At 63.9% G+C, this 26,902-nt stretch carries 16 protein-coding genes; 12 read left to right on the top strand and 4 right to left on the bottom strand.

Annotated features, from left to right (window positions below; translation table 11 throughout):
• Positions 1–75 precede the first annotated feature (75 nt).
• The 7 genes from fba (at position 76) to WH265_RS08260 (ending at position 9,116) form a co-directional block, all read left to right on the top strand.
• A complete protein-coding gene (fba, locus tag WH265_RS08290; RefSeq protein ID WP_339557933.1) occupies positions 76–1,140 on the top strand; it encodes a class II fructose-bisphosphate aldolase in 1,065 nt (354 codons plus the stop codon).
• A 169-nt stretch (positions 1,141–1,309) separates the two neighbouring features.
• The gene (gene gorA, locus WH265_RS08285) at positions 1,310–2,710 is read left to right on the top strand and encodes a glutathione-disulfide reductase (RefSeq protein ID WP_339557932.1); all 1,401 of its coding nucleotides are present in this window, start codon (positions 1,310–1,312) and stop codon (positions 2,708–2,710) included.
• 103 nt (positions 2,711–2,813) lie between these two features.
• Positions 2,814–4,046, top strand: coding sequence for a M48 family metallopeptidase (locus WH265_RS08280; protein ID WP_021027036.1), 1,233 nt, complete (start codon positions 2,814–2,816; stop codon positions 4,044–4,046).
• Positions 4,047–4,221: 175 nt separating this feature from the next.
• Positions 4,222–5,094: a hypothetical protein gene (locus WH265_RS08275; RefSeq protein ID WP_339516104.1), complete on the top strand. Its 873-nt coding sequence runs from the start codon at positions 4,222–4,224 to the stop codon at positions 5,092–5,094.
• Between the two features lie 187 nt (positions 5,095–5,281).
• Entirely contained in the window at positions 5,282–6,970 is a 1,689-nt protein-coding gene (locus tag WH265_RS08270) for an AMP-binding protein (RefSeq protein WP_021027038.1), read from the top strand.
• A gap of 103 nt (positions 6,971–7,073) precedes the next feature.
• A complete protein-coding gene (locus WH265_RS08265) occupies positions 7,074–7,832 on the top strand; it encodes a 5'-methylthioadenosine/adenosylhomocysteine nucleosidase (protein ID WP_339557931.1) in 759 nt (252 codons plus the stop codon).
• An 84-nt stretch (positions 7,833–7,916) separates the two neighbouring features.
• On the top strand, positions 7,917–9,116 hold the full coding sequence (locus tag WH265_RS08260; RefSeq protein WP_339557930.1) for an MFS transporter: 1,200 nt from the start codon (positions 7,917–7,919) through the stop codon (positions 9,114–9,116).
• 15 nt (positions 9,117–9,131) lie between these two features.
• Here WH265_RS08260 and corA read toward each other — a convergent pair whose 3' ends face one another.
• From corA to tsaB, 4 genes are all read right to left on the bottom strand, one after another.
• The gene (corA, locus tag WH265_RS08255) at positions 9,132–10,118 is read right to left on the bottom strand and encodes a magnesium/cobalt transporter CorA (RefSeq protein ID WP_021025633.1); all 987 of its coding nucleotides are present in this window, start codon (positions 10,116–10,118) and stop codon (positions 9,132–9,134) included.
• Positions 10,119–10,420: 302 nt separating this feature from the next.
• Complete coding sequence (locus WH265_RS08250; protein ID WP_339557929.1) at positions 10,421–11,281, bottom strand: hypothetical protein; 861 nt, start codon at positions 11,279–11,281, stop codon at positions 10,421–10,423.
• On the bottom strand, positions 11,278–11,754 hold the full coding sequence (gene rimI / locus WH265_RS08245) for a ribosomal protein S18-alanine N-acetyltransferase (protein WP_312986787.1): 477 nt from the start codon (positions 11,752–11,754) through the stop codon (positions 11,278–11,280). Before rimI ends, WH265_RS08250 begins: the two co-directional genes overlap by 4 nt.
• Positions 11,751–12,470, bottom strand: a complete 720-nt coding sequence (tsaB, locus tag WH265_RS08240; protein ID WP_339557928.1) for a tRNA (adenosine(37)-N6)-threonylcarbamoyltransferase complex dimerization subunit type 1 TsaB — start codon at positions 12,468–12,470, stop codon at positions 11,751–11,753. Before tsaB ends, rimI begins: the two co-directional genes overlap by 4 nt.
• Positions 12,471–12,600: 130 nt before the next feature.
• Here tsaB and dacB point away from each other — a divergent pair, with 130 nt between their 5' ends.
• From dacB to WH265_RS08215, 5 genes are all read left to right on the top strand, one after another.
• The gene (dacB, locus tag WH265_RS08235; protein ID WP_339557927.1) at positions 12,601–14,223 is read left to right on the top strand and encodes a D-alanyl-D-alanine carboxypeptidase/D-alanyl-D-alanine endopeptidase; all 1,623 of its coding nucleotides are present in this window, start codon (positions 12,601–12,603) and stop codon (positions 14,221–14,223) included.
• Between the two features lie 114 nt (positions 14,224–14,337).
• On the top strand, positions 14,338–14,970 hold the full coding sequence (locus tag WH265_RS08230; protein WP_339557926.1) for an ankyrin repeat domain-containing protein: 633 nt from the start codon (positions 14,338–14,340) through the stop codon (positions 14,968–14,970).
• Positions 14,971–15,321: 351 nt separating this feature from the next.
• Positions 15,322–20,487 carry a choice-of-anchor U domain-containing protein gene (locus WH265_RS08225; protein WP_339557925.1) on the top strand — a complete coding sequence of 1,722 codons (5,166 nt, stop codon included), beginning with the start codon at positions 15,322–15,324 and terminating at the stop codon, positions 20,485–20,487.
• 214 nt (positions 20,488–20,701) lie between these two features.
• The gene (locus WH265_RS08220) at positions 20,702–21,541 is read left to right on the top strand and encodes a rhodanese-like domain-containing protein (RefSeq protein ID WP_339557924.1); all 840 of its coding nucleotides are present in this window, start codon (positions 20,702–20,704) and stop codon (positions 21,539–21,541) included.
• Positions 21,538–26,889 (top strand): Ig-like domain-containing protein, encoded by a 5,352-nt coding sequence (locus WH265_RS08215; protein WP_339557923.1) that lies wholly within the window; start codon positions 21,538–21,540, stop codon positions 26,887–26,889. The genes WH265_RS08220 and WH265_RS08215 overlap by 4 nt, the downstream gene beginning before the upstream one ends.
• Positions 26,890–26,902: the final 13 nt, after the last annotated feature.

Below are 26,902 nucleotides of genomic sequence, written 5' to 3'. Positions count from 1 at the left end.
TGAATCCAGGGTGTTGACGCGGCTGCTGTGGCCGCTGCAGCACTCTTTCTTTGCATTAGAACGGACCCGACCACCATGCCTTTGATCTCGATGCGCGAAATGCTCGACCATGCCGCCGAAAATGGCTACGGCATCCCTGCCTTTAACGTCAACAACCTGGAACAAGTCCAGGCCGTGATGGCGGCGGCAGACGAAGTCGGCGCGCCCGTGATCCTGCAGGCCAGCGCTGGCGCGCGCAAGTACGCCGGTGAGCCCTTCATCAAGCACCTGATCCAGGCCGCAGCCGAGATGTACCCGCACATCCCGCTGGTGATGCACCAGGACCACGGCACCACCCCCGAGATCTGCCAGGGCGCGCTGAACCTGGGCTTTGGCTCGGTGATGATGGACGGCTCGCTGATGAGCGACGGCAAAACGCCATCGTCCTTCGACTACAACGTCGATGTGACCCAGAAGGTCGTCGCGATGGCCCACCAGATCGGTGCCACTGTCGAAGGCGAACTGGGCTGCCTGGGCAACCTGGAAACCGGTGAAGCCGGCGAAGAAGACGGCATTGGCGCCGAAGGCAAGCTGGACCACAGCCAGATGCTGACCGACCCCGAAGAAGCGGCCGTGTTCGTCAAGGCCACGCAACTGGACGCACTGGCGATCGCCATCGGCACCAGCCACGGCGCCTACAAGTTCAGCCGCAAGCCCACGGGCGACATCCTGGCGATCTCGCGCGTCAAGGAAATCCATGCCCGCATCCCCAACACCCACCTGGTGATGCATGGCTCCTCGTCGGTGCCCCAGGAGCTGCTGGCCATCATCAACCAGTACGGCGGCAAGATGAAGGAAACCTACGGCGTGCCGGTCGAAGAGATCCAGGAAGCCATCAAGTATGGCGTGCGCAAGATCAACATCGATACCGACATCCGCCTGGCGATGACCGGCGCGGTGCGCAAGTTCCTGGCCGAGAACCCCGACAAGTTCGACGCCCGCGAATGGCTCAAGCCCGCCCGTGAAGCGGCCAAGCAAGTCTGCAAGGCCCGCTACATCGAGTTCGGCTGCGAAGGCCAGGGCGGCAAGATCAAGGGCTACAGCCTGGAGCAAATGACCAAGAAGTACAGCGCCGGCGATCTGGCCCAGCTGGTCAAGTAAATCTGCCTGCCCTGCCAGTGCCTTTGGGCGCTGGCCTCCAAAGCCTGCAATCGCACCCGCATTGCAGGCTTTTGCTTTGGGCCTACGCGATGCGGCGATAACCGCACACGCGCACTGCGCCCGGTGTTTTTGCACAATGCCTTGCATAGCAAACAAAGGAGCGCAAAGCATGCAGACAAGCCATTCCTGGGATCTGGATCTGGTGGTGATTGGCGGCGGATCGGGCGGCGTGCGGGCAGCCCGCATGGCGGCAGCACGGGGCGCCAAGGTGGCGGTGGTGGAGTCCAAGGCCATGGGCGGCACTTGCGTCAACGTCGGCTGCATCCCCAAAAAGCTCTACAGCTATGCGGCCGGCTATGCCGAGGCCTTTGCAGAGGCGCGCGGTTACGGCTGGCAAATGCCCGAGGCGATTGCGCTGGACTGGCAGGCACTCAAAGCGGCGCGCGCGCAGGAGATCTCCCGGCTCAATGGCATCTACGAGGGCCTGATGCGCAACGCGAATGTGGAGCGCATTGCCGGCCAAGGGCGGCTCGCCGATGCCCACACCGTGGTCGTCTCTGCCGATGGCGCCGAGGTGCGCACCTTGACCGCGGCCCATATCCTGATCGCCACTGGCGGCACGCCGATGCGCCCCGATCTGCCGGGCAGCGCGCATGTGATCGTCTCCGACGAGATGTTTGACCTGGCCGAGCTGCCGCGCCGCCTGGTGGTGGTGGGAGGCGGCTATATCGGCTGCGAGATGGCCAGCATCTTCCATGGCCTGGGCGTGCAGGTGAGCCTGCTGCACCGGGGTGACCAGATCCTGCGCGGCTTTGACGACGAGGTGCGCAGCTTTGTCGCCGAAGAGCTTCGCAAGAGCGGCGTGGACCTGCGCCTGAAGACCGAAGTGAAAGAGATCAGCTACGATGCGGCCAGCGGCGAGCGCACATTGACCTTGGCCGATGGGTCACAGCTGAAGGCCGACCAGGTGCTGTATGCCACCGGCCGCAAGGCCAACGTGGCCGGCCTGGGGCTGGAGGCGCTGGGCATTGCGCTGGACAAGAGCGGCGCCATCGTCGTCGATGCGCAGTTGGCCACCGCCCAGCCCAGCGTGCATGCACTGGGCGATGTGGTGGGGCGCATGGAGCTGACGCCAGTGGCGCTGGCCGAAGCGATGGCCTGGGTGGACCATATTTGGGGACCCGAGGCGGGCAAGCCCGCGCGCGTGATGGACTACGACAATATCCCGACCGCAGTGTTCACCCATCCACAGATCGGCACCGTGGGCCTGACCGAGGCCCAGGCCCGCGAGCGCCATGGGGCCGTGCGCATCTACCGCAGCGATTTCAAACCGCTGCGCCACACCTTGTCGGGCCGCAGCGAGCGCTGCCTGGTCAAGCTGGTCGTCGATGACGCCAGCGACAAGGTGCTGGGCCTGCATGTGGTGGGCGCCGATGCGGCCGAGATCACCCAGGGCTTTGCGGTGGCGATCAAGGCTGGCGCCAGCAAGGCGCTGTTTGACCAGACGATTGGCATCCATCCGACGATGGCCGAAGAGCTGGTCACCTTGCGCGAAGTAAGCCGCATGTAAGCAACAGAACGCGGTAGTTGCTGCTTTGCAACATCTTATAAATTCTCTCTATAAAGCGCGCGTGTCTCGGGCATGATACGCGCTCTTTACAGAGGAGATACATATGAAGGAGTGGGTGTATCCGCGTGAGCGGACACTGGGCGCCATCACCCTGGTTCTGGGTCTGCTGGCATGGTTGCTGATCTTGTTGCTGACCCTGGGCACGGTGCTGATCTACCTGCTCATCGGTTTCATTTTTTATCTCTTTGCCCAATCCGCCTTGATTGCCTGGCTGCGTGGCACCGCCGTGCGGCTGTCGGACGAGCAGTTCCCCGAGCTCTACCTGCAGTACCTGCAGTGCTGCAAAAAGCTGGAGCTGGTCGACCCGCCCGAGGCCTATTTGCTGCAAGGCGATGGCCTGATGAATGCCTTTGCCACCCGCTTTCTGGGCCGCAACTTTGTCATTGTGCTGAGCGACACGGTGGATGCGATGCGCGCGCTGCCCGATGGCATCAACTTCTACTTTGGCCATGAGCTGGGCCACATCAAGCAAGGCCATTTGACCGGCCATTTCTGGCGCATGCCGGTGCTGTGGCTGCCGCTGATTGGCGCGGCCTATGCGCGCGCCCAGGAATACACCTGCGACCTGCATGGCCGTGCCTGCTGCGAAGGCTCGGAATCGGCCGGCCGCGCGCTGTCGGTGCTGGCCGCTGGCGCGCAGAAGTGGAAGACCATCAACCTGGTGCAGTATGCGCGCCAGACCATGACGAACCGGGGCTTCTTCCCCGATCTGCATGAGCTGCTGGGCGGCTACCCCTGGCTGACCAAGCGCGTGGCGCGCATGATCAGCCCCGGCATCAAGATGCCGGGCCGCAACCCCTTCTCTTACCTGTTTGCGCTGTTTGTGCCCTATGGTGGCCGGGCCGGTGGCGGGGCCGTGGGCTTGCTGATGGTGATCGCGATCATCGGTATCGCGGCCGCCGTCGCGATACCGGCGCTCAAGGGCGGAGCCGGGGGCGGTGCTTTCAGCCAGATGCTGATGCAGGGCATGCAGTCGCAAAAGGGCAAGGAAGCCTTTGAGAAGGAATGGACCCAGGCCGAGCCGGTGCGCCAGGCGCTGTCGCGCTACTACCAGACCTATGAAGAAGTGCCGGATTCACTGGCCGATGCGGGTGTGTCGCCGGAGCAGGAAGGCCGGCTGATGTATGACAGCGACGATATGTCGCTGACTGCGCTGACCCTCCATGGCCAGTTGCAGATGCAGCCCATGCAGGGCGAGGGCGGCAAGGTGATCTGGCATTGCAGCGCTGATGGTGCGGCGCAACAGTATCTGCCGGCCAGTTGCCAGAGCAAGTGATGCATTTGGATACACTCGCGGCCAAAGTCTCCTGATTCAGCCCGGCGGCCTCGGACAGAATCCGCAACGGCCTAGAACAGAATCCGCAAGGGCCTTGCTATGATGCAGGGCTTGGCGGTGTGGCACAGGCCACGCACTGTCTGTTGGCCGCCGCTACTGTTTTCAGGATCCGTCTATGTCTTTTTCCGCTGCCCGTTCTCTGTCCTGGCTGGGGTGCGCTGCCGCAGCCGTGGTGCTGAGCGCCTGCGCACCGCTGCCGTCGAATGTGGAGCCGGTGGGCCGCACCTTGGTGTCGATGGACCAGAACACCGATCTGCGCTGGACCTACTGGGGCACGGACAGCGAGGTGCTCGATGTGCTGCCCGAAGACCTGGCCAAGGACAAACCGCTGCAGGCCAAGCTCTGGCAGATGCGCACCAAGCTGGGCGAACTGGTCGGCGTGATGTCGCTGCGCTCCAGCGTCGATGACCTGAACAACAAGAACACCGTCTGGACCCAGGACTGCCCCAAGCAAAAGGGCGTGCTGGTCGAGCGCACCCAGGGCCTGAACATTGGCCGCGTGGACTGCCTGCGCATCAAGCGCACCGCCAACAGCAGCGACTGGCTGGCCCAGAACGATGCGGCCATGGCGGGCCGGCTGGAGGCGGCCGGTGTCTACTTTGCGCGCCCGGTGGCCTATGTGTCCTACCAGTTCACCACCAGCAATGGCGGCTATGTCGAAGCGCAGGTGCTGGTGGACCAGCGCCTGGTGCGCCCGCCGATCCGCAGCAGTGTCGACTTTCTGGCCGCCGGCCGTTCGCTGGACCACTGGGCCCAGGACCTGGCCCGCTCCATGCGTGAGAGCACCGGTTACTTCAACGGCGTGCTGACCGTGCCACCGTTCCCCTACGAGATCGACCAGCAGCCCTACTACGAGACCAAGCAGGACGACTCCGATGTGCTGTTTGGCAAGGAAAAGCCCAACCCCCAGGCCGCCGAAGAGAAAGCAGCTTCGGTGGTCGCGCCGGCAGGGGCGGCACCTGCAGGGGCCGCAGCCGCCAAGCGCTGATCGCGTCCCTCGCCCAGCAACCGCCATGACCCCGGTCATGGCTTTTTTTTGCTTTTTTACGGGTATATCCAGACTTGGAATGGGCGCAGAATTTGCACAATAGGGCGAGATCGAACAACATGGCTCAGCAGCGGGCTGTGCGCACAGGGCGCCGGCACCCGCTGTATGACCGACAGGAGACTTGTGCATGACCGAACGCCCATGGCTGGCCGCTTACCCACCCGAGATCCCCGAGGACATTGACCCTGAGCGCATTCCGACCTTGGTGCAGCTGCTCAACCAGGCCTTTATCCAGTATGCCGACCGCACGGCGCTGCACTTCATGGGGGCGCGCTTCAGCTACCGCCAGCTCGACGACTACAGCGTGGCGCTGGCCGCCTACCTGCAGACCCTGCCGCTGGCCAAGGGCGACCGCGTGGCGCTGATGATGCCCAATGTGCCGCAGTATGCGGTGGCCGTTGCCGCCGTGCTGCGCGCCGGGCTGGTGGTGGTCAATGTCAACCCGCTCTACACCGCCTCGGAGCTGGACCACCAGCTCAAGGACAGCGGCGCCAAGGTGATGATCGTGCTGGAGAACTTTGGCGCCACCGTGCAGAACTGCGCAGCGCACCGCCAGCTCGACCAGATCATTGTCTGCAGCATGGGCGATTGCCTGGGCCTGATCAAGGGCAGCATCGTCAACTATGTGGTGCGCCACAGCAAGAAGCTGGTCGCGCCGTTCACCCTGGAGCGCAGCATCCGCTACCCCGATGCGATCAGCCAGGGCGAGCGCCACACGTTCTCGCCGGTGGACATCGGGCCTGACGACATGGCCGCGCTGCAGTACACCGGCGGTACCACCGGCGTGGCCAAGGGCGCCGTGCTGCTGCACCGCAACCTGGGCGCCAATGTGATGCAGGTGCAGGCCTGGTATGGGCCGGCGCTCAAGACCATTCCGCAAGGCGAGCAGCCGCTGTGCGTCTGCGCGCTGCCGCTCTACCATATCTTCGCGTTCACGGTCTGTTTTCTGCTGTCCATGCGCCTGGGCCACCAGGTGCTGCTGATCCCCAACCCGCGCGACATGAAGGCGGTGCTGGGCGAGCTGGGCAAGTACGAATTCCACACCTTGCCAGCGGTCAACACCTTGTTCAATGGCCTGATGAGCCACCCCGATTTCGACAAGGTGAACTGGAAGAACCTGCGCGTGGTCGTGGGCGGCGGCGCGGCCGTGCAGTCGGCCGTGGCCGAGCGCTGGCTGCAGCGCACTGGCCAGCCCATCGTCGAGGGCTATGGCCTGTCCGAGACCAGCCCGGTGGCCAGCTGCAACTTTGTCGGCACCGGCCAGAAGGCCTCGGGCTCCATCGGCTACCCGATGCCGGGCACCGACATGGCGATCCTCGACGATGCCGGCGAGCCGGTGGCGCAGGGCGAGCGCGGTGAGGTCTGCATACGCGGGCCGCAGGTGATGGCCGGCTACTGGCAACGCCCCGACGAGACCGCCAAGTCCATGACCGAGGACCAGTTCTTCCGCTCGGGCGACATCGGCATCATGGAGCCCGATGGCATGTTCCGCATCGTGGACCGCAAGAAGGACATGGTGCTGGTGAGCGGCTTCAACGTCTACCCCAATGAGGTCGAAGACGTGGCCGCGTCCTTCCCCGGTGTGGCCGAATGCGCGGTGGTGGGCGTGCCCGATGAGAAGACTGGCGAGGCCATCAAGCTGGTGGTCGTGCGCAAGTCGGCCGATGTGACCGAGGCCCAGCTGCGCGCCCATTGCGCCGAGCACCTGACCGGCTACAAGCGGCCCAAGTACATCGAGTTCCGCGACAACCTGCCCAAGACCCCGGTCGGCAAGATCCTGCGGCGCGAGCTGCGCGACGAAACCACCAAGGCCTGAGCAGGGCGGCGGCGCTAGGCCATAGCGCTCCAGCCGCCAACCAGCCCGGCAAAGCGGAGATTGCAGCGACAATCTCCGCTTTGCTGTTTTTTGGGATTTCCACGTGACCCTTGCCATTCTCAGTGCCCTTCCCGAGGAACAGGCCGGCATTGCCGCGCTGCTGGCGGATGCCCGCGCCAGCGACTATGCCGGCCGCCGCTATACCTGCGGCCAGCTGCACGGCCATACGGTGGTGCTGGCGCTGTCGGGCATTGGCAAAGTGGCGGCGGCCAGCACGGCCGCCACCCTGATCGAGCGCTTTGGCGCCCGGGGCATCGTGTTTACCGGCGTGGCCGGCGGCCTGGGCGCGGGCGTGCAGGTGGGCGATGTGGTCGTGGCCAGCAGCTATGCGCAGCACGACATGGATGCCTCGCCGCTCTTTCCGCGCTACGAGGTGCCGGGCTATGGCCGCGCCCGCTTTGACTGCGACGCCGCCTTGAGCGCGCAGCTGGCCATGGCCGTGCAGCAGTGCCTGGCCGGGGGCGCCGCAGCCTGGACGGCCGAGCTGGGCCTACCCGCGCCGCAGATGCACCAGGGCCTGGTCGTCAGCGGCGACCGCTTTGTCAGCAGCGCCACCGAAGTGCAGGCGCTGCGCAGCGGCTTGCAGGCCGCAGGCATGGAGGCGCTGGCCGTCGAGATGGAAGGCGCCGCCGTCGCCCAGGTCTGCGCCGACCATGGCCTGCCCTTTGCAGCCATGCGCAGCATATCCGACCGGGCCGATGACAGCGCGCACCTGGACTTTCCGCGCTTTATCAACACCATCTCCAGCCGCTACGCGCAGCACATCATCGGCAGCCTGGTACGGAGCTTGCCCAGCCGTTAAACGTCTGCCCGGTAGCGCGGGTGACTGTGCAGTGCGGCAAGCCTCGTCACAATGGCGCGCTGCCTTGATGCGCTGTTGCCGACCATGCCCCTTTTTCCCGCCCACTCCTTTGCGCCCGGCCAGGTGCTGACCACCTGCAAGCTGGGCCTGGGGCAAATGCTGTCCTGGGGCTCGGCCTTCTACCTGCCTGCCATCCTGGCCGGTGCGATGGGCGAGAGTCTGGGCATAGCGCCATCACGCATCTTTGCGGCGTTCTCCGTGGCGCTGCTGATGATGGCGCTCACTGGCCCGGTAGCGGGGCGGCTGATTGACCGCTGGGGCGGGCGGCCGCTCCTGATGGCCACCAATGTGCTGTTTGCGCTGGGCCTGGCGCTGCTGTCGCAGGTGCAGACCCAGGGCCAGCTGTTTGCGGTCTGGTGGCTGCTGGGGCTGGCGATGGGGGCGGGTCTGTACGAGGCGGCCTTTGCCACCTCGGTGCGCCTGTATGGCAAGGCCGCGCGCGGCAGCATTGTCGGCATCACCTTGTTTGGCGGCTTTGCCAGCACCCTGAGCTGGCCGCTCACCACCTGGCTGCTGCACAGCTGGGGCTGGCGCGAGGCTTGCCTGGTCTGGGCGGCGGTGCAGCTCTTGGTGCTGCTGCCGCTGCATGCCAGCTTGCCCCATGCAGCGGCTCGCGCCCGTACCGATGCGGCAGCAGCCCCAGCGGGCGTGCCTGCAGCGCCTGCTGCTGCGCTGCGGGGCCAGTGGCTCAGCCTGGTCTTGCTGGCGCTGACCTTTGCCGCCATCTGGTTCATCGGCACTTCGATGATGTCGCACCTGCCGCGCCTGCTGGTGGTCAGCGGTGCCACGGCGACGGCAGCGGTGGCTGCGGCGGCACTCGTGGGCCCGGCCCAGGTGGCCAGCCGCATTGCCGACTATGTTTTTCTGCGCCGCGCCCATCCGCTGTGGTCGGCGCGCATTGCCGTCATGGCCTACCCCGTGGCGGCGCTGGCGTTGGCGCTGTTGGGTGCCTCGGGCGCCTGGGTCTATGCGCTGGCCTTTGGCCTGGGCAACGGCATCATGACCGTGGTGATCGGCACCTTGCCACTGGCCATGTTTGGTGCGCAAGGCTATGGCCAGCGCCAGGGCCTGCTGATGGTGCCCGCCCGCATGACCCAGGCCAGCGCCCCTTTTCTGTTTGGCCTGGCGCTGGAGCAGTGGCAGCTGGGTGCACTGTGGGTGCTGATGCTGGCCGCATCGATCGCCGGCACGGCCCTGTGGTGCCTGCGGCCCAAGCAGGTGTAGTGGGCGCTGCCGTGCTTACTTGAGCCAGCCGCGCTTGCGGAAGTACAGCATCGGTATCAGCGCGCTGCCCACCATCAGCGCAATGCCGTAGGCATAGCCGTATTGCCAGTCGATTTCGGGCATGTACTTGAAGTTCATGCCGTAGACGCTGGCGATCAAGGTGGGCGGCAGCAGCGCCACGCTGGCCACCGAGAAGATCTTGATGATCTTGTTCTGGTTGATATTGATGAAACCGACCGTCGCATCCATCAAGAAGTTGATCTTGTCAAAGAGGAAGGCAGTGTGGTTGTCCAGCGATTCGATGTCGCGCAGGATCTGGCGCGCGTCCTCGAACTGGTCGGAGTTGAGCATCTTGCTGCGCATGACAAAGCTCACCGCGCGGCGGGTGTCCATCACATTGCGGCGAATGCGGCCGTTCAAGTCTTCCTGGCGGGCGATGGCCGAGAGCACTTCACTCGCGTGGGTGTCGGTCACATTGCCGGCCAGCACCTGGGTGCTGACTTTTTCCAGGTCGTCGTAGATGCCTTCGAGCGTGTCGGCCGAGTACTCGGCGTCGGCGTCAAACAGCTTGAGCAGCACGTCCTTGCTGTCCTCGATCAGGCCCGGTGCACGGCGGGCGCGCAGGCGCAGCAGGCGGAACACCGGCACATCCTCATCGTGGATGGAAAACAGCACGCCATAGCTTTTGAGCGCGGCATTGTGCAGGTTCATGATGAAGGCCACACGCACGCTGCGCGGGTCGTCTTCGTCATCGATCAGGAAGTCGCTGCGGATGTGCAGGTCGCCATTGTCTTCTTCGTAGAAGCGGGCCGATTCCTCAATGTCCTGGTCCATCGCGTCTTCGGGGATGGACAGGCCATAGTGCTGCTTGATCCAGCGCTTTTCTTCGAGGGTGGGGGATTCGAGGTCCACCCAGATAGGCTGAAAACGGGCCAGGTCCTGGAGAGACTCGATCTCTTCCTGCACCAGACGGCCATTGGCAAGCGTAAAGATGTTGAGCATGGGCTCACTTCCTTGTTGTTATTGGTCTGCAAAAGGGGCGGGGGGCGCTTCCGACCCTTGTGCAGCCATGTGCTTGCCAGGGTGGAAGCTACCAACTAGGGTAGGGATCCAAGGAGAGACTCCGGTTTGTGAATGGGCGCCATTATGGCATTCCCGCATCCGCTTCGCATGACGATGCGCTTTGTCCGCGCGCAGCGTTGTCAACGCCCCACGCCACAGGCTGTCAGTGGGCGCCTACACTCACCAAATGGCGGCTATTTGGCGGCCAAATGGCGGCAGATTGGCAGGTTGGTGAAGAAAAATTAACGCCCGGCCTGGGCCAGCGCAAAGCACAGATCGGCCCAGGTTGCTGCCTTGGCCAGGGGGGTGCGCAGCAGGTGGCTGGGGTCGTAGCTGACCACGGCAGGCAGCTGGCTGCCACCCAACTGGTGCAGCTGCTGGCGCAGGCTGGAGAAGGGCTGGTCGCCCGGCATCAGATGGCGCACCGCTGGCAGGCCCAGCAGCAGGGCCATGGCGGGCTGGCATTCCTGCACCAGCGCCTCGATGCTGTAGCTGGGCAGGTCATCGTCGCCTTCCTGGTTGGCGGGGATGCGGGCCAGCGGCACCCAGTAGACGGGGGCATCGGTCAGCCGCATGGCGCGCAGCATCTGCAGCAGCAGCTGGCAGGCTTCGCCCTGCTGGGGCGCGCCCTCGGGCAGCTCGGCCACCACCAGCCAGGCCGGCTGGGTGGGGGGCACGGCGGGCTGCTGCTTGCCTTGCAGATCGAGCAGGACCGGTGCGCGCAGTGCAAAGCGCACGCGCGGAAAACCAGCGGGCAGCGCCTGTGGGGACGTGGGGCGTGCAGCTGCTGCAGGCGCTGGCGTTGGCTCAATAGCGGCAACGGGCGCGGCCGTTTCTGGGAGCGCAGCAGCCGGCATTGCCGCTGGAGCGGGTGCAACAGTAGGTGCAACAACTGCTGTAGTCGCTGCTGCAGCCGCTGCGGTGGGAGCAACATCTGGGGCAGGCACCGCCTCCGCGCGCGATGGCGGTGCAGCCACTGGCGCAGGAGCGGAAGATGTCTCCGGCGCCGCCTGGGCGGCAGGCGCGGGCGATTCGGGCCACCACAGCGGGTGGCCCATCTCTTGCAGCATGGCGCGTTGGCGGGCGTCCAGGTTCAGGCTCATGGGGTGGTAGGCAGCAGATAACGCATGACCATGGCGTCCTCGCGTTCGACATGGGATACCGGATAGTAGCGCTTTCGCAGCCCTACCGATTCAAAACCAAAGGCCAGGTAGATCTGCTGGGCGCGCAGATTGCTGATGCGCACCTCCAGCCAGATCGCCTGCGCGCGCGCACTGACGGCCCAGCTGCGCAGCTGATCGAGCAGCACCTTGGCCCAGCCCTGGCGCTGGTGGCGCGGGTTGACGGTGATGTTGAGCAGGTGCAGCTCGTCGACGCCCTGCATCGCAATAAAGTAGCCGATCAGCTCCTCGCCGGCCCAGAGCAGCTGCATCGCATAGCCCATCGCCATCGAGTCGATGAAGTTGCCCCGCGTCCAGGGGTGGCTGTAGCACTGGTTCTCCACCGCCAGCAGTGCATCCAGGTCATCAATGCGCAGCGCGGACCAGCGCAGCTGGGGCGTGGCAGGCAAACTCATGGCGCCGTGCCTGGGCTGCCGGCGGCCTGGGCCCGCTTTTCCGCTTCGCGCTCGGCCGTGGTCTTGGCGACCTTGTCGCGGATATAGAGCGGCAGCGCATCCTGCGCCGCCACCGCCTGGCCTTGCGCCAGCAGGTGGGGTGCCAGGCTCAGCAAGGCCTGGGCCGTGGGCATGGCCTGCAGATGGGTGGCAGCGGGCGCCAGGCGCTCGCCATAAATAGGCTGGGCATTGCCGGCCACGACAAAGCCTGCGGGCACCTGCACATGCTGCGGCGGGCAGACCTGCAGATCGCCCAAGGTCTGCCAGTGGCCATCCACATACTGGTAGACGGCGTTGTAGACCTCGTCCATGCGGGCATCGAGGCAGGCCAGCACCTGGGTGCAGCCGTATTGCAGGCGGGCCTCTTCGGCCACGGCCATCAAGGTATCGACCGGCAGCACCGGCACGCCCTGGCCGCCCTTGGCCACAAAGGCCAGGCCCTGGGCAATGGCGCAGGCGGTGCGCAGGCCGGTGAATGAGCCCGGGCCCCGGCCAAACACAATCGCATCCAGCGCATCAAAGCCCAGGCCCGCATCGGCCATCAGGCCGCGCAGCGCCGGCAGCAACTGGCTGGAGGTGTGCTGGCCACCGGCACCGCTGTGCAGCCAGCGCTGGTCATCCCGTGCGGTGGCAATAAAGAGGGTGTCGGTACTGGATTCGAGGGCAAGCAGGTTCATGGGGTAGGGCGCGCACGGGCGCTATGCTGGCGCCCGGTTTCAGCCCCTGTAGAGGGGTGGCAACTCGCCATTATCGGGGCAAAGCCAAGGCTGCATGCCGGGCTTGGGCATAGCCGCTAGACTGCTGCCCATGCAACAGATTTCTTCGATGGCGCCCCTTTCTCTGTCTCTGGCGCGGCTGAGCGCTGGCCTGCCTGGCAGCAGCGGCCGCTGGCTGCTGCCGGTCGCGATTGCGCTGAGCCAGGTGGCCTGCGCGCAGACGCCGGCCGCCCCCTCTAGCGACCCCACGCCCACGCCCATCCGGCTGGCCCAACCGGTCGCTGCGGCGCCCCAGGCCCCGGCCTCCGCCGCCCCCATTGCTGCCGCACCTGCAGCCCTCGCCGCGCCGGCAAGCGCCTGGCCCGCCAGCCGCTTGCCCGCTGAGGTCGAAGCAGCCCTGCAGCGCGGCAAGGTGGCTGCGGATGCAGTCTCGGTGGTGGTGATGGATGTCAGCGGCGCGCAGCGCCCCCTCCTTGATGTGCACAGCGATGTGGGCCGCAACCCCGCCTCGGTGATGAAGCTGGTGACCACCTATGCGGCGCTCGAGATCCTGGGCCCTGCCTACACCTGGGACACCCGCATTGCCACCGACGGCCAGGTCGCCCAGGGCGCCCTCAATGGCAACCTCTATGTGCAGGGCTCGGGCGACCCCAAGCTGGTGATGGAGCGCCTGTGGCTGCTGCAGCGCCGCCTGCTGGGCCAGGGCATCCAGGTCGTCGTTGGCGATGTGGTGCTGGACCGCTCGGCCTTTGCGCTGCCACCCATCGACCCCGCACGCTTTGACAACGAGCCCTACCGGCCCTACAACGCCGTGCCCGATGCGCTGCTGCTGAACTACAAGTCGCTGACCATGCGCTTTATCCCCGATGCCGCCGCTGGTGTGGCCCGCATCGCCTACGAACCGGCCATCGCGCATCTGCGCCTGCCCAGCACGGTGCCGCTGCTCAAGACCAAGGGCAATGCCTGCGGCGACTGGCGCGGCGCGCTCAAGGCGCAGATGGCCGATGCCACGCAGATCCAGTTTCTGGGCGGCTACCCGGCCGCCTGCGGCGAGAACAGCTGGGCCGTGGCGCCGGCGGCCCCCGACCGCTTTGCGCCCCGCGTGTTTGAAGGCATGTGGCGCGAGCTGGGCGGCAAGGTGACCGGCCAGGTGCGCATGGGCACCACGCCCGACGGCGTGCAGCCGCTGATGAGCTTCAGCTCGCCCACCCTGGGCGAGGTGGTGCGCGATATCAACAAGTACAGCAACAACGTGATGACCCAGCAGGTGTTTCTGACCCTGGGCAAGGAGCGCGCGGGCGTCGGCACCTTTGAAGGCGGCCGCCAGGCGGTGGCGCAGTGGTGGAGCGAGCGCGTGCCCGGCATGGCGCAGCCCACCATCGACAATGGCGCCGGCCTCTCGCGCGATGCCCGCATCACCGCCGGGTCGCTGGCCAAGATGCTCTCGGTCGCCTGGAACTCCAACGTCATGCCCGAGCTGATGGCCTCGATGCCGATCGTGGGTGTGGACGGCACGATGAAAAACAGCAAAAGCGCCCATACCGGCGGCGCCCACCTGAAGACCGGCACCCTGCGCGACGCCTCGGCCATTGCCGGCTATGTCAATGGCCGCGACGGACGCCGCTGGGTGGTTGTGGCCATGGCCAACAGCGACAATGCCCCGCAGGCACGCCCCGCCTGGGATGCGCTGATCGACTGGGTGGCAGCCCAGTAACACTGGAGAGCGCAGGCAGGTCGGGAAAAACCTGCCTGCCACCAAGGTTGGGCTGCGGCGGTATCGGTGTACATTGCGCGTTGGAGCATGGTCACAAGCCATAAGGAGCCCTGCATGAGTCTGCCTTCGAAGACCTCGCTGTTTGCTGCTGCCAAGCGTTGGGATGCCGCCTTGGTGGCCCAGCTGCTGGCGCAGGCGCCGCAGTGGGCCCAGGCGGTGGATGGCAAGGGGCGCACCGCCTTGCAGGTGGCCTGTGGCGTATCCGCGCAAAACGCCCAGTCTGCCGACACTAACGGCCTGGAGACCGTCGCCACCTTGCTGGCCGCCGGTGCCGTGCTGGAGGCCGAAGCCCCGATGGGCGAATGCAATGGCGACTTTCGCGCCACCGCGCTGTGGTTTGCCGTGGCCCGAGGCGAAAACCTGCCGCTGGTCGAACTGCTGCTCTCGCACGGCGCCAATGCCAGCTACTCGCTATGGGCCGCCGTGTGGCGCGATGACGAGGCCATGTGCCGCGCGCTGCTGCAGGCCCAGCCCCTCCTCAACCTGCGCGAGCACGGCGAAACCCCTGTTTTCTATGCCGCCCGCCTCGGTCGCCTCAAGACCCTGGAGCTGCTGCTCGACGCCGGCGCCGACGTCTCAGTAGCCGACTTCAAAGGCCGCGACGCGGTCGACATCGCACTCGCCCGGCGCCTGCCCCAGGGGCTGATCTACCGCATGCAGCAGCTGCGCCAGCCGCGGCTGGCCTAACGATCCGTTGCACAACTCTTTGCCCGGGTTTCAGTGCGAACCCGGGCGGGCCATTGCGCTGCCTTCCTGCTACTGCTCCTCGATCCGCTTCTCTTCCATGAGGCAATGCTTGGCATGCTTTTCTGGCCAAGCAACTGGCGGTGGTCAGTACCCATCTTCCAGATGACTGTTGCATTTGCCTAACTGTCTGTCAGCTTCCTGTAAGCAGTGTTCATTCCAATGCGCTTCAAGATGAAATAAAACTATCAATTGATATCAGTAAATTGCTGTTGTTAATTGATGGATGTCAAGTGAAGTGGAGGGCCAGGGGTGCATCCATGGACCTGGACCGACTACAGATGGACACACGGTATGTATCAAAAAATGAGGGGCCGCCCGCTGTTTACCAGCTGGGCGACGGTGGTGGGCATGTTCGTGCTGGGGCTGCTGTATTCGATCAGCAGTGCCTTTGCACAAGCCGCAGATGCCGTGTGTGCAGAAGTCAAAATTGTCATTGAGCAAAAGCTCTCGCTGGAGCGCCAGGCGTTTGACGCCAAGATGGTCATCACCAATGGCCTGGCGGACCAGAAGCTGGAGAACGTTTCCATCGAGCTGAGGTTCCTCGACGCCAACAACAACCTGGTCATAGCCACCTCGGACCCCAATGCCCAGGGGGCGACGTTCTTCTACCGCACCGACCAGGTCACGGGCATCACCAACCTGCAGAATGGCGTGATCGCGCCCAAGGCGGTGGCCCATATCAACTGGCTCATCATTCCTGCTGCGGGCAGTGGTGGCAGCAACCCGCAAGGCGCTGTGTACTACGTGGGGGCCAAGGTCAGCTACACGCTCGATGGCAAGGCCGATTCCGTCGAGGTGGCGCCAGAATCCATCGTGGTACGCCCCCAGCCCGAGCTGGTGCTGGATTATTTTTTGCCGCGCGATGTCTATGCCGATGACGCCTTCACGCCAGAGACCGAAGCGGCAGAGCCCTTCACCTTGGGCGTCCGAATCAAGAACCAGGGCGCAGGCACCGCGAACAAGACCAAGATCGACACGGCCCAGCCCCGCATTGTGGAGAACCGGCAGGGCCTGGCGATCAGCTTCCAGATACTGGGCGGCTATGTGGGCGACCAACCAGCAGGCAAGAGCCTGCTTTTGGACTTTGGCGATATAGAGTCAGGTACTTCCAAAATGGGCCGCTGGTCCATGGTCACCAGCCTAGCGGGTAAATTTGTCGAGTTCAATGCCAGCTTCACCCATGCCGATTCCCTGGGCGGCGCAGTCACCTCGCTCATCAAAGAGGTGCGCACGCACACCTTGATCCAGGACGTGCGCGTGGATCTGCCGGGGCGCGACAAGGTGCGCGACTTCCTCGCCAAGGATGGCGACGTCTACCGGGTCTATGAATCCGATGGCGCCGACACCGAGGTGCAGGACCAGACTGCATCGGCGCAAATGACCGTGCAGGGCAACAACGCCAGCCTGCGCTTTAGCCCTGTAGCCCAGGGCTTTGCCTATGCCCGGGTGCCCGATCCTGCACGTGGCGCCAAGCTGCCGGGGCAAGTGACCCGTTCGGATGGCTATATCGTTCCTGCTGAAAACGTCTGGCTGTCCAAGGAGCGCAATGAAGACCTGAGCTGGAGCTACTTTCTCAATATCTTCGATGCCAATACCAGCGGCCAGTACAGCATTGGCTTTGTGGCCAGCGCGGCCGAGGCCAGCATTGCCGGCCTGGTGTACCGCGATAGCAATGCCAATGGCCTGCGCGACAGCGGCGAGCCCGGCATTGCCGTGACCGAGATCAAACTGAGCGGTACCCAAGCCAGCACGGGTGCCGCCGAGCTGCAAACGGCGTACACCGATGCGCAAGGCGCGTTCCACTTCACCAACCTCAAGCCAGGCGTCTACACCTTGGTCGCTGGTGTCAGCGATGGCCTGGTGGATGGCTCGGCGCTGGCGGGGTCCGCCGGCGGGCAGAGCGAGGCGGGTAAGTTCAGTAGCATTGAGCTGACTGCCGGCACCGCTGCAGCCGGTTATCTGTTTGCCAAGCGTGCCGCCACGCCCGACAACCCCGATCCCGAGCCCAAGGCTGACCTGGCAGTGGCCGCCGGCGCCACCCCGGCCACCGTCAAACGCGGCGATACATCCACCGTCACGATCACCGCAGAAAACCTGGGCCCGGCAACGGCTGTGGCGACCACGGTGAATGTGGAAATACCTGCGGGCTTAACCGTGCTGAGCCCATCGGCCGCTGTGGGCAGCTATGCCAATGGGGTCTGGACCTTGGGCGATATGGCAACGCGTTCTACCGCCATCCTGACCCTGCAAGTGCAAACAGCCAAGGACAGCAGCGCCAAGGAGTTTGCGTTAGCCGCGCGTATTGGCTCGTCCACCAAGGACGATATCAGCAGCAACAACAGCGCCTCGACCCTCATCCGTATCCAGGACAGCGAAGCCGTGACTGCCACGCAAACGGCAGACCAAGGTCTGCGCCTGCTGGCCTATATCGGCTGCGGCGCCGACAGCGCCTGCGCCGCGCAAAAGCGCCAGACAGCACACACCGTGCTGGCCGCGTATGACGATGAGGCAGAGATCGTTGAGACAGCTGCTGCCTTCCAAAAGGCGCTGCGTGCCGGCGACTTCAGCCTGCTGTGGCTGAGCGGGTCGCTGGGCGATCTGAGCGCCAACCTGCAAGAAGAAGTGCGCGCTGCCGTACTGCGCGGTGCATCTCTGGTCGTGGACGGCACTGCCGATACCTCTTTGCGCGCCATTGCCGATATGTGGGGCAGCTATGCCGATCAGCCGTTGGCCAACGCCGCACTGCAGTTGGGTGCTAACGCGCTGCCGCTGACCCGCCCAAGCTGGGCCTTGGCCGCTGATGCGCAAGCGACCAGCGAGCTGCGCTATGCGACCGGAGAAACCGCCGCAGCACGCAGCAGCTACGGCAAGGGTCAGGTGCTGGCCATGGGCTTTGACAGCCTGGCTGAGCAGCTGAGCGGCACGGAATGGACGGCATGGCTTCAGGCCCAGATGGTGCTGAGCAAGCCCAAGCTGGCAGACCCGATGCTCGCCCAATCCAGCGTGTACCTGAAGACCGTCATCCACAATGGCGACGACAAGGCCCGCCAGCTCACGCTGAGCACCGCCTTGGCCAACGGCGCCCAGCTGCTGTCGTCCAAGCCAGCAGCCGCACAAAACGGCGACCAGCTGAGCTGGCCCATGGACCTGGCTGCCGGTGCAGACCAGGGCATTGAGCTGTGGCTGCAGCTGCCCGCAGATGCCAAGGCATTCAGCCTGGAATCCCAGCTGCGCAATACCGCAGATGCGGTGGTGGTGGAGAGCTGGTCGCACAGCCTGCGCACCATCGCGCAGCAGCAGGCGGAGGCCAATGCACGCACAGCGCTGCCCGCCATTGCAGGTTTGACCGATGCAGCAAAGGCCCAGCTGGTGGCCCTGTTCGACCAAGCCGCCGATGCGGCCCAGCAGCAAAAGCTGGGCGATGCGATTGCTGCGCTGCTGCAAGCGCAAGAAAAACTGCGTGCGCTGCCCCAAGCTGCGGGGCGTGATGCGGCATTGCAGCCCGTGGCGCAGTGGATCGGCCTGGTATCTGCCGCCTGGAAGGACGACGGCTCCACTACCAAGAACTGGACCTTGGCCATCAGCAGCGGTAATCGGCAGGTCGCCCAAGTCGGTACTGCATTTGCGGCGCCGCTGCAGGTACGTCTGGCAGATGAGAACGGTGCCCCGGTAGCCGGTCAGACCCTGCGCTTTACCGCACCTGCCAGCGGCGCCAGTTCGGTGTTTGGCAACGGCACAACAGCCTTGCAGGTCACCACCGATGCCCAAGGCTTGGTGTCCTCGGGTGCCATCACCGCCAATGCGGTGGTGGGAAGCTACCAAGTGCTGGCCAGTGTGGAAGGCGTCAACACCACGGCCAGCTTTGACTTGCGCAACGCGGATGCCGCAACGCCTATGCTGTCTCTGCAGCGGGTGGCTGGCGACGGCCAGACGGCGCAAGTGGGCCAGGCCTTTGCCCAGCGCTTGCAAGCCAAGGTGGTGGATGCGCAAGGCGCAGCGGTGGCTGGCCAAGTGGTGGTGTTTACGCTGCCAACGGCGGCAGTGGGGAGTGCTACGGCCAGCTTTGCCGGCGGTGCCCACACGGCCAGCGCCACTACCGATTCCCAGGGTGTCGCAACCTCCCCGGTGCTGATGGCCCATGGTGCCGAAGGCAGCTACCAGGCGAGCGCTACAGCGGTAGGTGTCTCTGGCGAGGCGACGTTCGCGCTGACCAACACGGCCCAGCCGGTGCAAGTGCTCCAGCTGCTTGGCGTTGCCGGCAGCGGCCAGTCGGCCCATGTAGACGCGGCCTTTGCGCAAGCGCTTGCCGTCAAACTGGTGGATGGCCAAGGCCTGGGCGTGGCAAACCACAGCATTCGTTTCGAGTTGCCTTCCAACGGAGCAAGCGCCACGTTTGCAGGCGGCGCTTTGCAAGCCGAGGTGCAAACCGATGCCAATGGTTTGGCCAGCGCGCCGCTGCTCACGGCCAACAACACCGAAGGCAACTTCGAGGTGCTGGCCAGTGCAGGCGGTGTGGCAGACAGCGTGCGGTTTGCATTGACGAACACGGCTGCAACGGCGCCTGTGCTGAACCTGCAGGTGCTTGCCGGTGGCGGCCAGTCTGCGGTGGTGGGTACGGCCTTTGCCGAGGTGATCCGCGTCAAGCTGGTCAACGGCCTGGGTGAACCCGTGGCAGGGCGTGTGCTGAGCTTCAGCATGCCCGCCAGCGGAGCAGGCGCTGTCTTTGCGGGTGGTGGCTTGACTGCGCAAGCGACGACCGATGCACAGGGCCTGGCGGCATCGCTGATGTTCAGCGCCAACGCGACGGTGGGCGACTACGAAGTGGTGGTGGCGACGGCGGGTGCGCCCGATGTCAAACTGGGCCTCAAGAACACCCCGGCCCCCGCGGGTGACAAGCAAGTCACCATCCCCACGCCCACGGGCACGGGCACGCTGAAGGCCTCGGTCACGGGTGGGGGCGCTAGCTGCCGCTTCAACCCTGACAAGACCGCCGTCAAGCGGGCGCAGGGCTGGCTGCCCTTGTTTGATGTGCTGCTGTTCCCCCATGGCGTGTTCGAGTACGAACTGGTCGGCTGCGACGTGGGCAGCACGGTGACCATCACGACCGAGTGGCCCAACCTGTTTGGGGTGAGCAACTACATGAAGTACGGCCCCACGCCTTCTTCGCGTGGCCGCAGCCTCTGGTATGTGCCCAAGAACCTCAAGCTGGAGGGCAACCGGGTGAGCTTCACCATCACCGATGGCGAGCTGGGCGATGACGACCTGGTTGCCAATGGCGTCATCAAAGACCCGGGTGGCCCGGTGATCCAAAGTGGACCGCTGCCTGCCGATGAGCAAGCCGTGCCAGTGCCTGGCCTGGGTTGGCTGGCTGTGCTGATGCTGTCGCTGTTGACCGGTTTGGCGGCGCTGGCCGGGCTGCGACGCAAGGGCGTGCTGGGAGCGAGCGATGGCCGCTAAGACCATGGCGTGCGGCCCCAGGTGGGGCGTGCACGCTGCGCTGGCCGTCTTGGTCGGCGCAGCCTTGGGTGGCACTGCCTGCGATGCATCAGCTTGGTCGCGGCCAGCGACTGCGCCTCCGCCTTTGGTGGAGGCTGAATCGGCTTCTGCCCCGTCCAAGGAGTTGGGCTGCTCGGCTGCGCAATATGCAGCGCAAACCACAGAGACGCCCGCGTTGGCATGGCCGGTGCAAACCGCGCCGCTCACGCTGGACCGGGCCTGCTGGGTAAACGCTGCTGAGGCGGCTGCATCGATGCAAAGCGCCCAGCCCCCTACCTTGGTGGATGTGCGGCCGCGCAGCCTGCAACGCGCAGCACCCATTGCGCGCGCTTTGGAGCTGGAGCTCTCCGACATCGCCAGCAAACGCTTTTTACAGCAAACGCCCGTAGTGCTGTTGGGCACTGGGCTCGACAACGCCGAGGTTGACCAGGCCTGCCGTCAGCTGCGGCAGCAAGGCTTTGCCCAGCTGCAAGCGGTGCGGGGCGGTGTCCGAGCATGGCAGGCCGCGCAAGCGGGGACGGCAGGTAGCCAACCGTTGTTGCAGCCCTTGGATGCGCAGACTTGGATAGCCGCTCTGGGCCAGGGCATGCAATGGACGGTGATCTCCGCCAGCGAAGCCATGCAACGTGCGCCCCAGGCGCAGTGGCCGGTACCGCCCGAGCAGCTGGTCGCCGTCCAGGTGGAAGGCAAAGAGCGCGATGCCAAGCTGGTGGCCGCCATTGCGCGTGCTTACCGGGACAGGCTCAAGCGCGCGAGCAAGGCGGGCTATGCCCAGGCGCTGATGGTCATCACCGATGGCGTGGTCAGCGATGCCTTGCGGGCGCAGGTCGAAAAAGCCATGGCCCCAACCGCCGACCCATCCGGTGCTGCCAGCTCTACCAGTGCTGCGATGGCCACCTTGCCCGCCTATTGGCTAGACGGCGGCTGGCAAGCATATGCACAGCAAGTGGCCCAAACCGCCGCCATCCAACAGACCGCCAACCACCGGCTGCAAGCGCCGTGTGGACGTCTATGAAAGTTTTTCAGATGAAGCCATTGAACACAAATAGCCAGAGAAGTGGTGCCCACATCAGAAAACCTGTGTGGCATCTGTTGCGGTATGTCGCCATGTGCCTGCTGGTTCTGATGCAATGCATGGTCGGAGCCAAGGCTGCAACCAATACTGGTCTTAGGGGTGACGACAGTTATGCAGGGCCGTTTCCCATAGGGTTTGAATTCACGTATTGGGGGGAAAGCCATACGAACTTCTATGCCAGTACCAACGGTTTACTGCAGTTTGCTGGCCCCACTTCCAGCTTTAGTAATTCTTGCCTTTCTGCTAATTCTTTCCCATCCACCATCTTTGCCTATTGGGACGATCTGCGTACCGATGTGGGTGGGCAGGTTAGCGGCACTATCCATTACGACACCGTTGGGGAAGCGCCTAACAGGAAGCTGATCGTTCAATGGACGAACATGTATTTCTTCGGCAGCAATCTTCCTATGGGCACGTTTCAGGCGGTGCTCAGTGAAAGCAGCAACACCGTTGCGCTGAATTACAGATATCTCCTTGGAGCAGACGCGCAAGGTAAATCAGCCACGATTGGCATGACATCAGCCAACGGTGCATTTAACCAAATCGGGTGTAACACTGCGGGCACAATTCACGCAGAGCAATCCATACTCTTCACTCCTGATGGAGCAGGAGGCTACACGGCGGACCTGGCAAGTCCTTATGAATTTCTCGATATCTCAGGGCTAACGCTTGACCAGCCCCAAACCTCCGGTCGCTATACCAATAAATCCCCCAAGTGGACCTGGACCCTAAATTCCACTCTCAATTCTTATGAAATCGAGATCCAGGATGGCAATGGCCAGGTGGTCAAAAGTGACACGGTGTCCAACGCAGCATCCTACCAATGGCCATCAGGCTGGACAGAAGGGACAAACTACCGCGCACGCGTCCGCGGCAGTATCAACAATGGTGGTACCTGGGAGGAATGGTCAGCCTTTTCCAATCTCACGACAGTGGATCAGACCCCGCCAGAAGCAATTGTCACATTTGCCCAAGCAGGTGAAAAAGGGGTATCTATCTGGTATCTAGTCCAGGACAGATTATCGGGTTTTGCTTCGGGAAGGATTGCGGTCGCAACTGATCCTGGATTCTCTGAGCTGTTAGTAGATCAGCCTGTGACTGCTTCCACTGCCAGAGTAAATTTTGAGCTCCCAGGGCGCCTTGATCGACTGTATGCAAGGTTTGAAGCTTTTGATATCGCGGGAAACGTTCGCACGTCGCCAACTCAGATTCTGGACACGCTGTCAACGCCTCTGATTACGGCTCCGGCCTCAGACTCCGCGATCACACGGATGCCGTTGTTGATTCAAGGAAAGGCAGATCCCTATTCTCAAATTGAAATCTATATCGATCAGCTAATTGTTGACCGCGTTTTCTCAGACTACGAAGGAAAATTCAGCATTGAGTGGAGGGGGCTGCTTGCTGAGGGTCCGCATTTGATCCATGTGGTCGCTAGAGAACTCGAAAGCACCAGTGGGCCAAGTCTGCCACATGCGTTTACCTTTGCCCGTCCTGATGGGCCTGCAGTGAGTGCTTCCTTGGATGCTATGCAGCTTGTCGAGACTAGCAATGTCGTCACTGAGCCGGGTGAGCTTGTTGTAACGGCAAACGGTGCAGCGGGAGTTTCCATAGTCACCGTCAGCATAGACGGTGAGTTTCACCATCAACATTCAACAGGAGGCTCCGGCTCTGTTGTTTCCCGCCTCTTCCTGGATTTTTCGGAATGGCCCAACGGGGCACATATTCTGACCATCGAAGCATATGGTACGGATGGTGGACAAACGACTCTGAACCTGCCTCTGACATTGGCACTGGGGGCACCGCCAGTTCCCGTGATCACAGAGCCGGTCAATGGCGCTTCGGTCAACACGACGCAAGTCCGTGTTGCTGGATCTGCGCAGCGCGGTGCCCGAGTGCAGTTGCTGTTAGATGACCAGGCGGTTGGAACACTTCTGCCTGTGGGAGAGGATGGTCTATTTAGTTCTACTGTCTCCCTACCTGCAGAAGGCACCTACCTGATTACCGCGCAGGCCCGCAACAGCAGAGGCGTGGGACCTGTCAGCAGCGCAACTACAGTCTCCTACCACACTGGCCCCGCCATTGCATTTGTGAGTCCCGAAGAGAATGCGACGCTGGTCGAGGACAGCACCATTGAAGTGGCTGCGACCGATGCCAGCGGAATCACCAAGGTAGAGCTTTTTGCCAACGACCGATTGTTGAGCACGCTGATGTCGCCTCCATGGCGCTCCACTTGGGCTTTGGCGGGTGTACTCAATGGCGCGTACACCTTAAGCGCCAAAGCAACAAGCACCAGCGGTAAGACGGCCCAAGCCACCCGCACCGTGCAAGTACAAAAGCAAGGCGGCAACGGCCCGGTTATCACTGCCAGCTTTGCCGGCCAGGCGCTGCAAGCCGACGCCACGATCACCCAGCCGGGCCTGTTGGCGGTTACCGCAGAAAGTGCAGTGGGCGTCACTAGCTTAAAAGCTGCCGTCAACGGCGTGCTGATTTTTGAGCGCAGCTATGGCCGGGCCAGCCCCGTCAACCACAGCCAGATGGTGGACTTTGCCCAGCTCCCCAATGGTAACCACAGCTTCCGCATCAACGCGACTGATGCCGATGGCATTGCGGCAGTGCTGGATATTCCTTTCAGCCTCAATCTGAGTGCCCCTGCAGCGCCAGTGATCACCCAACCAGCGGCAGGTACAACCGTGGCCGTTCCACAGCTGAATGTGGCGGGCACAGCAATGCCAGGCTCGCAGCTGCAGCTGTTCTTGAATGGCCAGGCATCGGGTTCTCCGGTGGCCGTGGGCGCCAATGGCAGCTTTGCGGCCAGCATCAGTTTGCCTGCCGAAGGCGTGCACCAGATCGAGGCGACCGCCAGCAATGCGCGCGGCACCAGCCCCAAGAGCGCGGCGGTCACGGTGACCTATGCCAGCGCGCCACCCAGCATCAGCTTTGTGGCGCCCGCGCCCAATGCGGTGTTGTCCAGCGCGGCAACGATCACCGTCGTGGCATCTGCCCCAGCGGGCATTGCCAAGGTAGAACTCTACGCCAACGATGTCTTGCTGGCATCGCCCACCCAAGCGCCTTACAGCGCGCAGTGGGCGGCTAACACTGCCGCCGATGGCAGCTATACCTTGAAGGCCGTGGCCACCTCAGCCGCAGGCAAGACCGCGCAGGCCACCCGAGTGGTGACCGTGCAAAACGCTCCCGTCGTGCCCGAGGTGCCCAAGACGCCTTACACCGGCACGGTGGCCAATATCAACCCTGCGCTGTCTTATGGGGCGCAAAGCATTGTCATCACCGGCGCCGCCGTTACCCGCGATACCGCGCAGGCGATCCCCAATGCTGCGCTGCGCATCATGCTGGATATCGCAGGCTTCAAACGCCGCATCAATATCGCAACCGATGCGAGCGGCAATTACCGCTATGAGTTTGTACCCGCTGCCAATGACAACGGCACCTATGTCGTCTCGGTGGTTCACCCCGATGAAACCGCCACGGCAGAGCAAGGGCGCTTCACGATCAACCGCCTGAGCTTCAACCTCTCCAGCTACAACCTGACAGCCGCACGCGATTTTGCGAGCAACATCACCATCCAGGCGCGTGCCAGTGCCGGCACGGGTGTGGAAGGTGTGCGCTGGGCCGTTGTGCCCGCCAACCAGCCCAGCGGCAGCCTGCCGCAGGGCATCAGCGTGGATGCCGGCCCGCCCGTCAATATTGCCGCCGGTGCCTCCGTGCCCATGGTCATCAAGTTCACCGGCAGCGCGACAGCTGGTGAGTCGGGCACCGTGGTCCTCACCGCCTTTGCAGCCGATTCAGGCGATACGCCGCGCGGCACATTCAGCATCAACTACAAGCTGGTACAGGCCCGCCCAGATCTGTTTGCCAAGCCCACGTTCATCGAGACTGGCGTGCAACAAGAAAGCTCCGTCACCGAGAGCGTAGTCATCGGCAACCGCGGTTTGGTGGCTGCGCAGAATGTGCAGGTCAAGCTGGTAGACAACAGCGGCAACCCGCCGCCTGCCTGGGTGTTCCTGGCCAGCGGCAACCAGATCGGTGCCATCGATGTGGGCGGCGAAGTGCCCATCCAGGTTACGGCCAGCCCAGGCAAGAATGTGGCTGACGGCATCTACAACTACCGGCTGATCGTCACCGCAGGCAACAGCGGGGATGGTGTCATTCCGGTATCGGTGGCAGTGACCCAAAGCGGGCAGGGTGGCGTGAGCTTCCAAATCACCGATCTGTTTACCGGAACCTTGGGCGCGAACAACCAGCCTATCAAGGGTGTGGCGGGCGCACGCATCCGCCTGCAAAACGATGCCGTGCTCACCTATCTGCGCACGCTCACCACCGATGCGGAAGGCAAGGCAGTCGTGACGGACCTGCCACCAGGCACCTACACCTACCGTGCCAGTGGCCCGCGCCACTCTGACAAGACCGGCCGCATCTTTGTGCGCCCGGGCATCACCACCACAGAGCGGGTGCATCTGCAGTACCAAACCATCAGCATTGATTTCAGCGTTACGGAAACCACCATTCCCGATGTTTACGACATCAACCTGGAGGCCACGTTCCAGACCCAGGTGCCCGCACCCGTGGTGCTGCTGGAGCCGCTGTCCATCAATCTGCCCGAGCTGCAGATTGGCGAGGAGCACACCGGCGAGTTGACCTTGACCAACTACGGCCTGATCCAGGCCGAGGAAGTCGTCTTCAAACCGCCCCAGTCCGATGAGTACTACCGCTACGAGTTCTTGGCGGACATCCCCAAGGTGCTGGCAGCCAAGCAGCGTGTGGTCATTCCTTACCGGGTGACTGCCGTCAAGCTGCACCCCAAGGGCATTGGCTTTACCAATGCCAAGGCGGGCGACTTCACCGCTGTGCAACGCGCGTTGGCCAACACCTTCAGCAGCAAGGCATCGAGCTGCTCGTCGTACAGCGTGTGGGCCACGGCTGAGTGCTCGTTTGAATGCGTCAATGGCGAGCGAGAGAACCGGGTGGTGTTCTCGCAGTACAGCCGCTTGGTCGGAACCGGTACGTCGTGCAGCGGCGGAGGTGGCGCTGGAGGAGCGGGTGGCGGAGGCTGGGGCGGAGGCGGTGGAGGCTGGGGCGGTGGTTCTGGCGGAGGAACCGGCACCCAACTGCCTCTGGCTCCACAGTGCACGCCCCATTGTCGGGGTGAGTGCTGCGCAGGTGCCGGTTCAGGTCCTGGCGGTGGAGGCGGCGGTGGATCTGGCCCCGGCGGTCCTGGAGGCTCCGGACCCGGCGGCGGTGGTCGCGGTCCCGGAAACCTGGGAAGCAGCTAAAGCCTGGATGCCG

The organism is Comamonas sp. MYb396, from assembly GCF_037479555.1.
GTDB lineage: Bacteria > Pseudomonadota > Gammaproteobacteria > Burkholderiales > Burkholderiaceae_C > Comamonas.
Note: the sequence above shows the minus strand (reverse complement) of the source record. Positions and strands in the feature narration are given on the sequence as shown.

Coding starts and splice junctions, on each gene's coding strand:
- corA (WP_021025633.1), bottom strand. CDS start 10,118: ATGCTCAACATCTTTACGCTTGCCAATGGCCGTCTGGTGCAGGAAGAG.
- dacB (WP_339557927.1), top strand. CDS start 12,601: ATGCAACAGATTTCTTCGATGGCGCCCCTTTCTCTGTCTCTGGCGCGG.
- WH265_RS08280 (WP_021027036.1), top strand. CDS start 2,814: ATGAAGGAGTGGGTGTATCCGCGTGAGCGGACACTGGGCGCCATCACC.
- WH265_RS08250 (WP_339557929.1), bottom strand. CDS start 11,281: ATGAGCCTGAACCTGGACGCCCGCCAACGCGCCATGCTGCAAGAGATG.
- fba (WP_339557933.1), top strand. CDS start 76: ATGCCTTTGATCTCGATGCGCGAAATGCTCGACCATGCCGCCGAAAAT.
- WH265_RS08215 (WP_339557923.1), top strand. CDS start 21,538: ATGAAAGTTTTTCAGATGAAGCCATTGAACACAAATAGCCAGAGAAGT.
- WH265_RS08260 (WP_339557930.1), top strand. CDS start 7,917: ATGCCCCTTTTTCCCGCCCACTCCTTTGCGCCCGGCCAGGTGCTGACC.
- WH265_RS08275 (WP_339516104.1), top strand. CDS start 4,222: ATGTCTTTTTCCGCTGCCCGTTCTCTGTCCTGGCTGGGGTGCGCTGCC.
- WH265_RS08230 (WP_339557926.1), top strand. CDS start 14,338: ATGAGTCTGCCTTCGAAGACCTCGCTGTTTGCTGCTGCCAAGCGTTGG.
- WH265_RS08270 (WP_021027038.1), top strand. CDS start 5,282: ATGACCGAACGCCCATGGCTGGCCGCTTACCCACCCGAGATCCCCGAG.
- rimI (WP_312986787.1), bottom strand. CDS start 11,754: ATGAGTTTGCCTGCCACGCCCCAGCTGCGCTGGTCCGCGCTGCGCATT.
- WH265_RS08225 (WP_339557925.1), top strand. CDS start 15,322: ATGTATCAAAAAATGAGGGGCCGCCCGCTGTTTACCAGCTGGGCGACG.
- gorA (WP_339557932.1), top strand. CDS start 1,310: ATGCAGACAAGCCATTCCTGGGATCTGGATCTGGTGGTGATTGGCGGC.
- tsaB (WP_339557928.1), bottom strand. CDS start 12,470: ATGAACCTGCTTGCCCTCGAATCCAGTACCGACACCCTCTTTATTGCC.